Below are 14,526 nucleotides of genomic sequence, written 5' to 3'. Positions count from 1 at the left end.
TTAGCCTCCGGTGACCGGCGGAAAAAAGGCCACTTCGTCTTCATCGGTAATGCGTGCGCTGTCATTAGCCATTACCTGGTTGATGGCACATAGCGTCCGCTGATCGGCAAGTACGGCAAAACGCGTGTCTTGAGCGCTGAGCGCCGCTTTCAAGCCAGCGACATCGCGACTTGGCAGCTTGTCCAAGCCAATGGCCAGATCGCTCTCACCAATACGCTCACGCAGTTCGGCCAGAAACTTGACCCGCACACAGGGAGAGGCGCAGCGCTCGCCGAGACTCACCTCGCCCGCAGCCCCTTCACCGGTGACGATGGGCGCGTTCATTTCCCGGCGGTAATCGCCGCGCTGACCGCCCTGCTTGCTATCCAGCTGTATTGCCTCGATACGCATCTCTTTGTCGACCGCTTTACACATGTCATATAACGTCAAACATGCGACCGACACCGCGGTCAGCGCTTCCATTTCGACGCCAGTGCGGCCGCTCAAGCGGCACATGGCCGACACGTTCACACACCCTTGGTCATGGTCGATATCGAACGCTACCGCCACTTTGGATAGCGCCAGTGAGTGGCAAAGCGGAATAAGCTCATGGGTTCGCTTGGCAGCTTGGATACCGGCGATGCGCGCCGTGGCCAGCACATCACCTTTGGGCAGCGCCCCATCACTCAGCAACTTCAAGGTGGCGGGCTGCATAACGATACGCCCGGAGGCGACCGCCTCTCGACGGGTTTCTTGCTTATCGCCGACGTCAACCATATTTGCTTCGCCGTGCGCATTCAGGTGGGTTAACTGCATGGTGTCACCTTTTCATCATCAAGCCAAAGAGCGGCGTTGTTGGTCGACCCACTCGCTTACCCAGCGAGCAATCTCTTCATGTTGATTCAAATTCAAGCGCGTAACGGAGGGCGCCAGCGCCACGGGCGGCTCACCGCTCAGCGCGACGGCCTGGGCCCACGGATCGGACAAAATCGCCGGATCACCGATACCGTCGCGGTAGAGCACCAGTTTGGGAATGGGCCAAGCCTTGAACCCTTCCACTATCACCAAATCAGGCGCGTGGGGGGCCATCAACGTCAACAGGTAGGCAAGATCGGGCTCCTCTTGCCCGGGCGTTTCCTGCATGAGCGCAAAACGCTGGCGCGATGCAATCAGCATGGGCGCTGCGCCAGCACTGCGCAATTTGTAGCTATCTTTCCCGGGCTGATCCACATCGAACTGGTGATGGGCGTGTTTGATTACCGCCACCGAAAGGCCCTGTTCACGCAGCTTAGGCAAAAGCTTCTCTAGCAGCGTGGTTTTACCGGTTCCGCTCCAGGCAGCCACCCCCAATACGGGAAACGGGCAGTGTAGGGTATTACTCATAATTCACCATTAGCGCCACGGGTCACTCACCCTCTTTTTCAGCAGGCAACAGCCAGTTTAACGCAATGCCCACCATCGCCGCCAAGCTGACACCCTGGAGCGTGAACTGCCCACCGCCAAACTGCATGCCGCCAATCCCGAACACCAAGATCAGCGACACCACCACCAAGTTACGCGCCGCCGTCAACGACTGCCCCGCGCGCACCAGGGTGTTCATTCCCACCACGGCAATCGAGCCAAACAGCAGCGTCATGATGCCCCCCATGACCGGGCCAGGAATGGTTTGCAGCAGCGCCCCTAGCTTACCCACGAACGCCAGCACGATCGCGATGACCGCCGCTACCATCATGTAGGCGGGATTGAACGCTTTGGTCAGCGTCACGGCGCCGGTCACTTCCGAGTAAGTCGTGTTGGGCGGCCCGCCAAATAGCGCCGCAGCCGTGGTGGCCAAACCGTCGCCCAGTAGCGTTCGGTGCAAGCCGGGCTTTTCCAGGTAGTTGGTGCGCGTGACCGAACCAATGGCCACCATGTCCCCAATGTGCTCGACGGCGGGTGCAATCGCCACAGGAATCATGAAGAGAATGGCCGCCCAATGAAAACTAGGGGCCGTAAAATTGGGTAACGAGAGCCAGGCAGCCTCCCGCACCGGCGTAAAGTCGATCACTCCCATGATGAGTGCCAAGGCATAGCCTGTCGCGATGCCCCCCATGATAGGCACCAAGCGCAGAATGCCGCGCCCAAACACTGCTAGCACTAGAGTGACCAGCAGGCTCGCCATGGAAAGAAAAATCGCCTGACCGTAGCCAATCTGGTCACTGGTTTCCCCGGTGGCCATGCTGACGGCGACCGGCGCGAGGGCTAAGCCGATCACCATGATAACGGGGCCAACCACCACGGCAGGCAGCAAGCGATGCAGCCAAGCGGTGCCTTTCAACCGCACCGCCTGGGAAATCGCCACATACACCAGGCCTGCTGCCATCAATCCACCCAAGGTGGCTGACACGCCAAAGCTGGCAATGGAACCCTGTATCGGGGCAATGAAGGCAAACGATGAGGCCAAAAAGACCGGCACGCTCTGCTTGGTCACACCATGGAACACCAGTGTACCTAGCCCGGCGGTAAAGAGCGCCACGCTGGGATCTAGCCCGGTCAATAGAGGCACCAGCACCAGCGCACCGAAGGCGACAAATAGCATCTGCGCGCCGGTCAGCAGCATTTTTGGCCAAGACTCTTGTCTCGCACTCGTTGTCATCACACCACTCCTGGGGTCTGTTATTCATCACGGAGGCAAAAAAATGCCCCCAACGCGAAGCGTAAGGGGCCTTTAGAGGCGGAGCGCTTAACGCGTTCCGAAAATCTTATCGCCGGCATCTCCCAAGCCGGGGACGATGTAGCCGTTCTCATCGAGTCGGTCATCCACCGACGCGGTGTAGATTTCTACATCAGGATAAGCATCTTGCACCCGTTTAATCCCTTCAGGGGCAGCCACCAAAACGATGACTTTCATATGCTCACAGCCGCGCTCACGCAGCATGTCCAACGTGGCCACCATGGAACCGCCGGTCGCCAGCATCGGGTCGATCACGATCGCCATCCGCTCTTCGATGTCGTTGGCGAACTTCGCAAAATACGGCACCGGCTGCAGTGTCTCTTCATCGCGGTACAAGCCGACGACGCTCACGCGTGCGCTGGGAATCAAATCCGTCACGCCTTCGAGCATGCCCAAGCCTGCACGCAGAATCGGGACGATGGTGACCTTCTTACCTTTCAGACGACGCGTCGCAATGGGCTCGCCGTTCCAGCCTTGAATCTCATGATCCTCAAGCTCCAGACCTTTGGTGGCTTCGTAGGTCAGAAGCTTAGCCACTTCACCTGCCAGTTCACGAAAGCTCTTGGTGCTCAAATCAGCTTCGCGCATCAGTCCCAGCTTATGTTGAACAAGCGGATGGTTAATGGCGTAGACACTCATGGGACTTCCTCACTGCAGGGGATTCAGGATGGCGACATAGGCCGCCATCGACATGCTTACAAAATTGCGCGCCATTCTACCCGCAACTGACCATCAGGTTAAGGGGTTTCCGGTAATTGCCACGCAATTGGTGCACGCCCCTGTGCTTCCAAGAACTGGTTCGCCTTGGAAAAGTGACGATTGCCAAAAAAACCGCGGTGAGCCGATAGCGGCGAGGGGTGTGGCGACTCCAACACCAAATGGCGAGAAGTATCGATCAGCGACTTCTTTTGACGCGCATGGCTACCCCACAGAAGAAACACACTAGGTTCGGCGTGTCGGCTTACGGTCTCAATGGCCCGATCGGTGAAATGCTCCCACCCTTTACCACGATGCGACGCGGCATTGCCCTGCTCTACCGTCAGCGCCGTGTTCAATAGCAGCACCCCTTGCTTGGCCCACGACTCCAAAAAACCGTGACGCACCGGCGTAAAACCCACGTCGCTCGCCAACTCTTTATAAATGTTGACGAGCGACGGGGGCACTGGCACCCCCGGCTGTACCGAAAAGCAGAGCCCGTGCGCTTGGTTAGGCCCGTGATAGGGATCTTGCCCCAGAATCACGACTTTCACCGAAGCGAGAGGCGTAAGCTCGAAAGCACGAAACCAGTTCGACGAGTGCGGGTAGATAACTTTCTTGGCCGCTTTTTCATCGGCCAAAAACGCCTTCAGGGCGGACATGTACTCCGCCTGAAACTCTTGCCCTAGCCACTGGCTCCAATCATCGGGTAGCGGGTTAGCCATATTACTTCTTCATTTGATCGGCGAGTGGCTCGACGTAAGCTATGCCCATATCCCAAGGGAACTGGATCCAGCACTGCTGAGCCACTTCGGTCAGGTATTGATCCACCAAAGGACGCCCCTCTGGTTTGGCGTAGATCGTGACAAAATGTGCTTTAGGCAGCATTTCACGCACGGCACGGGCCGTTTTGCCGGTATCGACGAGATCGTCGACCAACAGCCAGCCATCACCATCGTGGTCGACGCCTTTCATGATGTCCAAGCCGCCCTGCTCCATGTGGTCATAGCTTTTGATGCACACGGTGTCGATCAGGCGAATGTTCAGCTCGCGGGCAATCAGGGCCGCCGGAATCAGGCCGCCACGGGTAATCGCCACGATGCCTTTGAAATCCCGCTCGATGAGCAGGTGGCACAGCTGGCGCACGTCGCGATGAATTTGGTCCCAAGAAACGGTGAAGTGTTGATGATAGCGTTCGCTGCTCATGGGACGTTACTCGTCTTCGTTGAAGGAACAGACCGCGAATACGCTGTAACCCGCATCGCGAATTTTCTGAGAACCACCCAGTTCAGGCAGATCGATGATCGTTGCTGTCTCGACGACGTGACCACCGCAACGCTGAATCAGGTTGGCCGCTGCCAGCATCGTGCCGCCCGTGGCGATCAGATCATCCATGAGCAAAATCCGATCGCCTTCCTGGAACGCATCGGCATGAAGCTCGACTTCCGAATGACCGTACTCCAGCGTGTAGGTTTCGCTGATGGTTTTGAACGGCAGCTTGCCCTTCTTACGCACGGGAACGAAGCTGCAGCCCAGCTCGTACGCCAACGGTGCGCCGATGATAAAGCCACGGGCATCGATGGCCGCGATGGCATCCAGATTCATTTCCTGGTAGCGGTGCACGAAACTGTCGATCAGCTTACGAAAGGCAGCGCTGTTTTGCAGCAAGGGAGTAATGTCACGGAAATTCACCCCCTGCTCTGGCCAGTCAGGAACCGTGCGAATAACGGACTTAATGTAATCGCCGTAGATGCTCATCGCGTCTCTCATTGATTAGTCGAAGATTGGGTGGTTAACCCATGAATAGAAACTTTGCTGCAAATAGCAGCGCTAACACCACTACCGCCGGGTTGAGGTCCGCAAAGCGGCCCGACAGCGTTTTGATCGCAACGTAGCTGATGAAGCCCAGGGCGATACCTTCCGCAATGGAGAAAGTCAGCGGCATGGCGATCGCCGCAATGAGGACCGGGGCAGCGTCGGTGGGATCTTCCCAATTCGCATGCGCCAAACTTCCCGCCATCAATACGGCGACATAGAGAAGTGCACCGGCGGTCGCATAGGCAGGGATAGAGCCTGCCAGCGGCGCGAAAAACAGGCTGATCAAGAACAGCACGCCAACCACGACTGCCGTCAGCCCCGTGCGCCCACCGGAAACGATGCCCGCCGTGGATTCAATATAGCTGGTGGTGGTGGAGGTACCCAGCGCGGCACCGGCCATCGACGCCGTACTATCGGCCATCATGGCGCGACCGATGCGCGGCAGCTTGCCATCTTCGTCCAGCAGCTTGCCTCGGTGGGCCACCCCTACCAGCGTGCCGGACGTATCGAACAGGTCGACGAACAGGAAGGCGAAGATGACGCTGAGCATGGCCACGTCCAGCGCGCCCATCAGATCCATGGCCATAAAAGTTGGCGCAATGGAGGGCGGCATGGACATGATGCCACCGTACTGGTTATGCCCCAGCACCATGGCCAAGACGGTCACCCCGATAATGCCGATCATGACTGCGCCAGTCACACGCAGGTAGGCCAAGGCCGTGATCACGAAGAAGCCCAGCAGTGCATAAAGAGGAGCTGGCTCGGACAAGTCTCCAAGAGAAACGAACGTTGCCGGGTTAGCGACCACGATGCCTGCGTTTTTCAAAGCAATCATCGCCAGAAACAGGCCGATCCCTGCAGCAATACCCAAACGCAGCGAAAGCGGAATGGAGTTGATGATCCATTCGCGGATTTTGAAAATACTCAGCAAGAAGAACGTCAAACCGGAGAAGAAGACGGCCCCTAGCGCCGCTTCCCAGGTATAGCCCATGCCCAGCACGACGCCATAGGTAAAGAAGGCGTTCAGCCCCATGCCGGGTGCTTGTGCAATAGGATAGTTCGCCCATAGCCCCATGACGAAACAGCCAATGGCCGCAGCCACGCAGGTGGCAACAAAGACAGCGCCGTAATCCATTCCCGCTTCCGAGAGGATGCTCGGATTGACGAAGATGATGTAGGCCATGGTTAAGAACGTCGTGACCCCAGCGATCACTTCCGTCTTGACGTTGGTCTTCTGCTCTGTGAGCTTGAAGTAGTTGTCCAGAAATTTCATGTAGTTTTTATCCTTCGCGCTTACGCCGAATGCGTCCCTTGGTGCGAGAAAAGCCGCACATACTACCGAAAGGCACCGCGTGATGCGAGTGCCTCACGTGCAGCCGTTGATCGAGGGCACGTCCCCTCACCTACTGTTTAGCAAACTTTAGGCCATCAGCTAACCGATCGGTCAACAAAAACCCAAAACGATATCGTCACATGGCTACATGGACCGGCTCGCCAACACCCGCTCTACCGTCTCCACGATGACCTGTGTTTGCGGATCGATCTCGATATTGACCCAGTCGCCCATTAAGCGACTACCCAACACCGTACGGGACAGCGTCTCGGGAATCAGGTTAACACTGAACTCGGCCCCTGCCCCATCCGCCGAAGGACGCACGTCACCCACGGTGAGACTAATCCCATCAACGCCAATGTAGCCTTTTTCAAATACGAACTTGGCGGCTTTTTCGGGTAGCGCGAACCAGAGACGGCGATTATTGGGCGCCTCCTCGATGGCGACTACCTGCGCCATACAAATGATGTGACCGGACATGGAGTGCCCACCGATCTCGTCCCCGAAGCGGGCCGCACGCTCTATGTTGACGCATTGCCCTGGCGTAATTGCACCAAGATTGGTCAACCGGAGCGTTTCTCGCATCAGGTCGAAACTAACACGCTCGCCCTCGATGGCCGTCACCGTCAAGCACACACCGTTATGCGCGACGGACGCGCCTATCTCCAGTCCGCTACGCAGACTCTCTGGCAAGGCCACCACATGCGTGCGGAACTCCTCTAGCTCGCGCACTTCGACAACCTCAGCAGTACCTTGAACGATACCCGTAAACATGATCCCTTCCTTTCAAAACAGGTGAACAGGGTGGCGTAGGCCATAAAAACTTGCGCAAGCTTACTACTAATGACCCAACCTTGTGCAGCCAGTCGGCAACCCCGCGTGATCGATCATGGTTTTTTGCTGCCAACACCCAGCCAAACCCGCCGCCAACAGCAATAACCACCAAATAAAAACACCTGAAAAGTAAATCACCCTGTTTAACAACTTAAAAACATGAAATAGAACGGTTTTCATTGACAACACCCCGGCCGCTCTTTAGACTTTCGCCGCAAATGTAATGACGCCGATTTGTACCCAGATTGCGGGCGTCCACCTGGCCTTTGGCGGGGTGAAGTGCAGCTAAAAGGGTGTGTCCAGCGTTGATGGCCACCCGCAAGGGTGGCCTTTTTTTGTTCCCCGCCCTACGCTTGCCCCCTCGCACTCCGTCTTCGGCCTACCATTAAGGCAGACGCTATGATTGAACTTAGCAACGTTAGTAAAACCTATGGCAACGGCGACAGTGCCGTTCACGCCCTTCAAAATGTCAATTTAACAATCCCCAAAGGCACCATCCACGGGGTCATCGGCCTCTCAGGCGCGGGCAAATCCACGCTCATCCGTTGCGTCAATCTGCTCGAGCGCCCTACGAGCGGCAGCGTCGTTGTGGACGGGCAGGAAATGACCGAGCTTGGCCGCAACGAGCTCAACCAAGCTCGTCACCGTATCGGCATGATTTTTCAACACTTCAACCTACTCACCACGCGGACCGTTTTTGACAATGTCGCCCTCCCTCTGGAACTCATGGGTGAAAAGCGCAGCGCAATCAAAAACCGCGTACTGCCACTGCTAGAGATGGTCGGCCTCGCCGATAAAGCGAAGCAGTATCCCGCTCAGCTCTCCGGCGGCCAGAAACAGCGTGTCGCCATTGCCCGCGCCCTTGCCAGCAAACCCAACGTGCTGCTATGCGACGAAGCGACCTCGGCACTGGACCCACAGACGACCAGCTCAATCCTTGAGCTGCTGCGGGACATCAACCACCAATTGGGCATTACCATTTTGCTCATTACCCACGAAATGGAAGTGGTGAAATCGATCTGCCATCGGGTCAGCTTGATTTCTGACGGTAAGCTGGTGGAAGACGCGGAAGTGGGCGACTTCTTTACCGCGCCCGCAACGCAGCTTGGCCGCGACTTTTTGAACGACTTCTTACAGCTCAGCCCCCCGAAAGAGCTACTGGAGCGTCTGCAAGAGAGCCCCAGTGAACATACGCACCCGGTGGTGCGACTGACGTTTTCGGGCGACGCCGTCTCCACGCCGCTCATCTCTCGTCTTGCGCGGGAGTGCAGCGTGGATGTCAGCATCTTGCAAGCCAAAGTCGAGTCCATTCAAGACCGCACGTTGGGCCTGATGATTGCCGAGCTGCTGGGCAGCCACGAGCAAACCCAGCAAGCCATGTCCTATCTAGAAGCGCATCAACTACAGGTGGAGGTACTTGGTCATGTCCAGCGCAATGTTTGATCTCATTTTACAGGCCACGCTGGATACCCTTTATATGGTGGCCGTGTCGGGCGTGATCGCCACCCTACTGGGACTCCCCCTGGGCGTGATGCTTTACGTGACCCGCCCGCGGCAAATCATGGCGATGCCCATCCTCAACCAGGCACTGGGCATCATCACCAATATCGGACGTTCGATTCCGTTCATCATTTTGATGGTCGCCATTATCCCCTTCACCCGCATGCTGGTCGGGACCTCCATCGGCATCAACGCTGCGTCGGTCCCGCTGACGATTGCTGCGATTCCATTCGTGGCACGCCTTATCGAGGGCGCGCTGAACGAGATCTCGCCAGGGCTGATCGAATCTGCACAATCCATGGGGGCGACACCCTGGCAAATCATTACCAAGGTGCTGATTCCTGAAGCGCGCGGCGGCATCATTACGGGCCTCACCATTACGCTCGTCACCCTAGTGAGCTATTCGGCCATGGCGGGCGCCGTAGGCGGTGGCGGACTGGGCGACCTGGGTATTCGCTACGGCTACAACCGTTTCAACCCCACGATCATGCTGATCACCGTGGTGATCCTGGTCGTACTGGTACAGGGGTTTCAAAGCCTGGGCGACTACTTGGTGCGCAAAAGCGACCGCAAATAGTCATAGCCAGCCTTTGTCATGGGCATAGCTAAATATAACAAAAACGCATTAGACTTGCGTTTCTTATTCCCGCATTATTGCAACACGATGCACAACGACACTGGAGTAACGCCATGCAAAAAGTCATTATCGGCAGCCTGACCGCACTGGCTCTGGCCATCAACGTGGCCAATGCGGAAACCCGTACCATCAAAATGGGCACCGTCGCCGGCCCCGAAACCGAAGTCATGGAAGTGGCCGCGCGCATTGCCAAAGAAGAGTACGACCTGAACGTCGAAATCATTGAGTTCACCGACTACGTCACACCGAACGCAGCGCTGGCCGATGGCAGCTTGGATGCCAACGCCTACCAGCACGAGCCCTATATGCAGGCGATGGTCAATGACCGTGGCTACGACTTCGCCATTGCTGGCTACACCTTCGTTTACCCCATCGGCGCGTATTCTGAGAAGTACGATAGCATCGATGAGCTGCCGGACGGCGCACAAATCGCCCTGCCCAACGACCCCTCCAACGAAGGGCGTGCGCTGATTCTGATGCACAACGAAGGCCTGATCACGCTCAACGATCCGACGTTCCTGGAAGCCACGCCGATCGATATCGCAGAAAACCCGCGCGGCTTCCGCTTCCGTGAAATCGAAGCGGCGCAGCTGCCCCGTGTACTGCCTGACGTAGACATGGCCTTCATCAACAACACTTTCGCCCAACCGGCTGGCCTGAGCCTGGACGATGCACTGATCAAGGAAGGCCCTGAGTCTCCCTACGTCAACCTGATCGCAGTTCGCGGCGGCGATGAAGATCGCGAAGAGATTCGCCAGTTGGTCGACGCTTATCAGCGTGACGAAGTGATCGAGAAAGCCGACGAGCTGTTCAAAGGCGCGGCGGTACCGGGCTGGACCGACGAGTAACTCTCATCCGCTCGTCAATCATTATCAGGCCAGCCGAAAGGCTGGCCTGATGCGTTTCACCAAGGAGATGGTATGTCGACCACCGATTACACCCTGCTCAACCGCCAGCTAGAGGCCTTGCTAGACACACGCGACTGGCTGACCAACAGCGCCCAAACCTGCGCCTTCATTCAGCAAGCGCTAGAGGCGCTGAACTGGGTTGGCTTTTATTTGCAGCGCGAACCGCAGCTACTGTGCCTCGGGCCTTTCCAGGGCAAACCCGCCTGCCACCCCATCCCTTTTAGCAAAGGCGTTTGTGGGGCTGCGGCCCGTGAACAGGCAACGCAACGGGTCGATGACGTTCACGCGGTGGCTGACCACATCGCTTGCGACGCCGATTCACGTTCCGAGCTGGTCGTCCCCATCGTACACGACGGTTTCGTATGGGGCGTTCTGGATATCGACAGCCCCCAGCACGCGCGCTTTAGCCAAGAAGACCAGGCTGGCATCGAGGCGTTGGTGGCCACTTTCGTGCGGCAAACAGACCTTCCCCGCTTCGTTTGATGGCGCATTAAACAACAAAAAGCCCCGCTCAATGAGCGGGGCTTTTTAGAATCTGGTAGGACCAGGCGGATTTGAACCGCCGACCTCCACGATGTCAACGTGGCGCTCTAACCAACTGAGCTATGGTCCTAAACATGTGCTCCAACAAACTTGGTAGGACCAGGCGGATTTGAACCGCCGACCTCCACGATGTCAACGTGGCGCTCTAACCAACTGAGCTATGGTCCTGCTGTGCAACGGATGCGTATTCTACGGCTTCATGGCTGAATTGCAAGTCATTTTTGCGTCTTCCGCTACATTAGCGCCTTCCTCTGCCCGCTACCGCAAATTACATCGACACTTATCAAAGCTAACGGCTAAGCTGCACATAGATTAATCATAATCGCTTGCGGATAAGGAGGTAAGTTTTGCTAGGGCCTTTGCTGGGATGCGTCGCCGGTTTGTTATTACTATCAACGCTCATCGCGCGGGTAAGACTCCGCTGGTGGTGGGTACGCAGTTTTGAGTTTCCCCGCCTGCAAATTGCGGTACTTGCGGGGCTCTGCGCCGCCGTTGGCATACTGCTTTTGGAACCCAGCGGATGGCAAACAGCGACGATAGGGCTTGCGCTACTCACCTGCATACTTCAGCTGCGCTACGTTCTTCCCTGGACACGGCTGTGGCCCGTACAAGTGCAATCGTCTCACGACGCGCCAGGCGACCAAAAAATCACGCTGCTGATTGCCAACGTACTTACCCCCAATCGCAAGGCAGACACGCTGCTGGCCATGATAGAGCAGCACCAGCCCGACATCGTGATCACGTTAGAGTCCGACCAGTGGTGGCAAGATCAGCTCGATCAGGCTCTTGCGGACCGCTGGCCGCACAGCGTGAAAATCCCGCTCGATAACCTCTACGGCATGCATCTGTACTCTCGACTCACGCTCAGTGAGACGGAAGTAAAATGGTTGATCCAGGATGACATTCCCTCCATCCACACCTATGTCACTCTGGCAAGCGGCGACAATATTCGCCTACACGCGCTGCACCCTCGCCCCCCGGCTCCCAGTGAAAGCGAAAAATCGCTATGGCGAGACGCCGAACTGCTCTTGGTGGGTAAAGAGATACATCAAAACCCATCGGCCACGCTCGTCGCAGGTGACCTCAACGATGTCGCCTGGTCACGCACCACGCGTCGATTTTGCCGTATCAGCGGCATGCTCGACCCTCGCCGCGGGCGCGGTATGTTTAGTACGTTTCATGCAAATTATCCGTTTCTGCGCTGGCCACTGGATCACGTATTCGTGAGCGAACACTTTACGCTGGACAGCATGCAACGCCTGGACGCCTTCGGCTCCGACCACTTCCCGATCCTCGCGACGCTCTGCTATCGCCCCTCCCGTCAAGATGAGCACGACAACCCAGAGGCGAGCCAAGAGGAGCGCCAAGAAGCCAGCGAAACCATTCAAAAAGGCAAAACGGAACGTCAAGAAACGTAGCCATTTTGCCCGTGCATCGAGGCGCCCCGTTACTCTGGGACGCCGCCCTTCGTCAATACCGTGGGATCGAGCAGCCGCTCCAAGGTCGCTCGGTCCAGCTCGGTCTCTTCTTCCGCCACATCGATGATTGGTCGGCCTGCTTGGTAGGCCTTTTTGGCAATCGCGGCGGCGGCGTTGTAGCCAATCACGCTATTGAGTGCGGTGACGAGAATAGGATTGCGCGCTAGCGGGCCTTGCAGATTGTCTTCACGGACTTTGAAGGTGGCGATGGCACGCTCGCCCAGCAACTTGGCGGTACTGCTCATCAAAGTGATTGAGGTGAGCAGGTTCGAGGCCACGAGGGGCAACATGACATTGAGCTGGAAATTGCCGCTTTGCCCGGCCACCGTGATGGCAGCATCCAAGCCAATCACTTGAGCGGCCGCTTGCGCCGCCGACTCGGGGATGACGGGATTGACCTTACCCGGCATGATCGAGCTGCCCGGCTGCAGCGCCTCCAGTTCGATTTCCCCCAACCCCGCCAGCGGGCCCGAGTTCATCCAGCGCAGGTCGTTGGCAATCTTCATGACGACACATGCCAACCCCTTCAACTGACCAGATAGTTCTACCGCGGCATCCTGCGACGCCAAGCTAGCAAAGAAGCTGTCGTTAGGCGCAAAGGAGAGGCCCGTTTGCTGGCTTAGATCGTTGGCCATCAAGTCGGCAAACTCTGGCGGCGCATTGATGCCTGTGCCCACGGCGGTACCGCCTTGGGCGAGGCGGCATAGCCGCGTCATGGCACTGTCGAATCGTTCGATGGCTTGCCCCACCTGACTGGACCACGCGCCTAGCTCTTGGTCCATACGGAGCGGCATGGCGTCCATCAAGTGGGTACGGCCGGTTTTGACGATATGGCTAAGCTCACTGGCACGGCGATCAATCGTTGCCTTGAGCTCGATTAGCGCCGGGCGTAGCGACTCATGCACGGCAATGGCGGCGGAGAGGTGGATCGCCGTGGGGATTACATCGTTACTGGATTGCCCCATATTGACGTGATCGTTGGGTGTGACGTCAACGCCCTCACGGCTGGCCAGCGTCGCCAACACCTCGTTCACGTTCATATTGGTGGACGTGCCCGACCCCGTCTGAAAAACATCGATAGGAAAGTGCTCGTCGTGCTGGCCCTCGATCACCGCTTGTGCGGCTTTTTCGATCGCCTGGGCACGCTCGGCATCCAATAACCCTAACTGATGATTACTGCGCGCCGCTGCCAGCTTGATACGAGCAACCGCATGAACGAACGCCACCGGCATAGGCGTGCCCGATACGGGAAAGTTGTTGATGGCACGCTGGGTCTGTGCGCCGTAGAGCGCCGTGGCAGGCACCTCCAACTCCCCCATGCTATCCCGCTCAATACGCGTTTCCATACTACCCTCCTGGTGAGTCATCGGCGGGAGGGCACTCCCTCTCCGCTGCTTGATAACGATTCTCTCTATAATTCAGCCTAGCGGCCCCACTCTCTTTGGTAAACCCGTGCTTTGCCAACCCCGTGCGTTGCACCATTGACACAAACGCTAGACCAGGTTTATTGGCCAGCAATGTTGCACTGCACAAAAGCGCTTGCTATGCTGCGATGCAAGATATCTCATCAGTGACGGTGCATTCCTTGACTCGCCGACGCTGATTAACGAACCGTCTTGGGCACAGCTTAGCAGCCCACGACCTTAGCAAATGGCACAGGAGTGTTGATGATGCGTACGTTTAACACCAACGAAATGACCCAGCAGTTCGATAATCTGTTCATGGCACCGGCCCGCGCCTACATGAGCTTGAGCATCGATTACTCCGAAAAACTGATGAACGCTCAGTTAGACGCTAACAAAGCCTATGTCGATACTGGCATTGCGCAAATGCGCCAGCTGATGAGCGTCAAAGATGCCGACGGCCTCCGTAGCTACATGGAAGGCCAGCAAAAAGTGGCGAAAAAGTTGGCAGAGCGTGTCAAAGGCGATGCAGACAAAGTCGTGTCGTTACAGCAGGACTTCCTGCAGAAGAGTCAAAAGCTGACCGAAGAGAACGTGAAGCAGGCACAAGCCGCTGCCACCAAGATGAGCAAGACCGCCTAACGCACCTGATAGATCGCGCAATAGAGCCGTCTTCCAACGCCC

At 57.1% G+C, this 14,526-nt stretch carries 16 protein-coding genes and 2 tRNA genes; 6 read left to right on the top strand and 12 right to left on the bottom strand.

What is annotated here, in order from left to right; translation table 11 throughout:
* From moaC to AB6K10_RS11515, 9 genes are all read right to left on the bottom strand, one after another.
* On the bottom strand, positions 1-795 hold the full coding sequence (moaC, locus tag AB6K10_RS11555; RefSeq protein ID WP_305947602.1) for a cyclic pyranopterin monophosphate synthase MoaC: 795 nt from the start codon (positions 793-795) through the stop codon (positions 1-3).
* An 18-nt stretch (positions 796-813) separates the two neighbouring features.
* Positions 814-1,362, bottom strand: coding sequence for a molybdopterin-guanine dinucleotide biosynthesis protein B (gene mobB, locus AB6K10_RS11550; protein ID WP_339118774.1), 549 nt, complete (start codon positions 1,360-1,362; stop codon positions 814-816).
* Between the two features lie 22 nt (positions 1,363-1,384).
* Entirely contained in the window at positions 1,385-2,614 is a 1,230-nt protein-coding gene (locus tag AB6K10_RS11545) for a uracil-xanthine permease family protein (protein ID WP_339118773.1), read from the bottom strand.
* Positions 2,615-2,701: 87 nt separating this feature from the next.
* Positions 2,702-3,331 (bottom strand): uracil phosphoribosyltransferase, encoded by a 630-nt coding sequence (gene upp, locus AB6K10_RS11540; protein WP_044628300.1) that lies wholly within the window; start codon positions 3,329-3,331, stop codon positions 2,702-2,704.
* A gap of 98 nt (positions 3,332-3,429) precedes the next feature.
* On the bottom strand, positions 3,430-4,113 hold the full coding sequence (gene ung / locus AB6K10_RS11535) for a uracil-DNA glycosylase (RefSeq protein WP_305947601.1): 684 nt from the start codon (positions 4,111-4,113) through the stop codon (positions 3,430-3,432).
* A gap of 1 nt (position 4,114) precedes the next feature.
* A complete protein-coding gene (gene gpt / locus AB6K10_RS11530) occupies positions 4,115-4,594 on the bottom strand; it encodes a xanthine phosphoribosyltransferase (RefSeq protein WP_139528052.1) in 480 nt (159 codons plus the stop codon).
* A 6-nt stretch (positions 4,595-4,600) separates the two neighbouring features.
* A complete protein-coding gene (locus tag AB6K10_RS11525; protein WP_139528053.1) occupies positions 4,601-5,146 on the bottom strand; it encodes an adenine phosphoribosyltransferase in 546 nt (181 codons plus the stop codon).
* 34 nt (positions 5,147-5,180) lie between these two features.
* On the bottom strand, positions 5,181-6,479 hold the full coding sequence (locus AB6K10_RS11520; RefSeq protein WP_159341978.1) for an NCS2 family permease: 1,299 nt from the start codon (positions 6,477-6,479) through the stop codon (positions 5,181-5,183).
* 204 nt (positions 6,480-6,683) lie between these two features.
* Positions 6,684-7,313, bottom strand: a complete 630-nt coding sequence (locus tag AB6K10_RS11515; RefSeq protein ID WP_159341977.1) for a riboflavin synthase subunit alpha — start codon at positions 7,311-7,313, stop codon at positions 6,684-6,686.
* Positions 7,314-7,772: 459 nt separating this feature from the next.
* On the opposite strand from AB6K10_RS11515, the gene AB6K10_RS11510 reads away from it, so the two are divergent.
* From AB6K10_RS11510 to AB6K10_RS11495, 4 genes are all read left to right on the top strand, one after another.
* A complete protein-coding gene (locus tag AB6K10_RS11510) occupies positions 7,773-8,816 on the top strand; it encodes a methionine ABC transporter ATP-binding protein (protein ID WP_159341976.1) in 1,044 nt (347 codons plus the stop codon).
* Positions 8,797-9,450, top strand: coding sequence for a methionine ABC transporter permease (locus AB6K10_RS11505; RefSeq protein WP_281997048.1), 654 nt, complete (start codon positions 8,797-8,799; stop codon positions 9,448-9,450). The genes AB6K10_RS11510 and AB6K10_RS11505 overlap by 20 nt, the downstream gene beginning before the upstream one ends.
* Positions 9,451-9,563: 113 nt before the next feature.
* Positions 9,564-10,358 (top strand): MetQ/NlpA family ABC transporter substrate-binding protein, encoded by a 795-nt coding sequence (locus tag AB6K10_RS11500; RefSeq protein WP_054640841.1) that lies wholly within the window; start codon positions 9,564-9,566, stop codon positions 10,356-10,358.
* Positions 10,359-10,430: 72 nt separating this feature from the next.
* Positions 10,431-10,901: a GAF domain-containing protein gene (locus AB6K10_RS11495; RefSeq protein ID WP_159341974.1), complete on the top strand. Its 471-nt coding sequence runs from the start codon at positions 10,431-10,433 to the stop codon at positions 10,899-10,901.
* A 53-nt stretch (positions 10,902-10,954) separates the two neighbouring features.
* On the opposite strand, the gene AB6K10_RS11490 is transcribed toward AB6K10_RS11495, so the two are convergent.
* Positions 10,955-11,031, bottom strand: a tRNA-Val gene (locus AB6K10_RS11490).
* A gap of 21 nt (positions 11,032-11,052) precedes the next feature.
* A tRNA-Val gene (locus AB6K10_RS11485) sits at positions 11,053-11,129 on the bottom strand.
* A 179-nt stretch (positions 11,130-11,308) separates the two neighbouring features.
* Between AB6K10_RS11485 and AB6K10_RS11480 the strand changes: the two genes are divergently transcribed.
* On the top strand, positions 11,309-12,379 hold the full coding sequence (locus AB6K10_RS11480; RefSeq protein ID WP_339118772.1) for an endonuclease/exonuclease/phosphatase family protein: 1,071 nt from the start codon (positions 11,309-11,311) through the stop codon (positions 12,377-12,379).
* Positions 12,380-12,408: 29 nt separating this feature from the next.
* Here the strand turns inward: AB6K10_RS11480 and AB6K10_RS11475 are convergent, their stop codons facing one another.
* Entirely contained in the window at positions 12,409-13,785 is a 1,377-nt protein-coding gene (locus tag AB6K10_RS11475; RefSeq protein WP_305947598.1) for a lyase family protein, read from the bottom strand.
* 324 nt (positions 13,786-14,109) lie between these two features.
* Between AB6K10_RS11475 and AB6K10_RS11470 the strand changes: the two genes are divergently transcribed.
* Positions 14,110-14,484: a phasin family protein gene (locus AB6K10_RS11470; RefSeq protein WP_339119617.1), complete on the top strand. Its 375-nt coding sequence runs from the start codon at positions 14,110-14,112 to the stop codon at positions 14,482-14,484.
* The last annotated feature ends 42 nt before the right edge of the window (positions 14,485-14,526 follow it).

The organism is Halomonas sp. BMC6, from assembly GCF_964204995.1.
GTDB lineage: Bacteria > Pseudomonadota > Gammaproteobacteria > Pseudomonadales > Halomonadaceae > Vreelandella.
The sequence above is the reverse complement of the archived record's forward strand: the minus strand, read 5'-3'. Positions and strand labels throughout refer to the sequence as shown.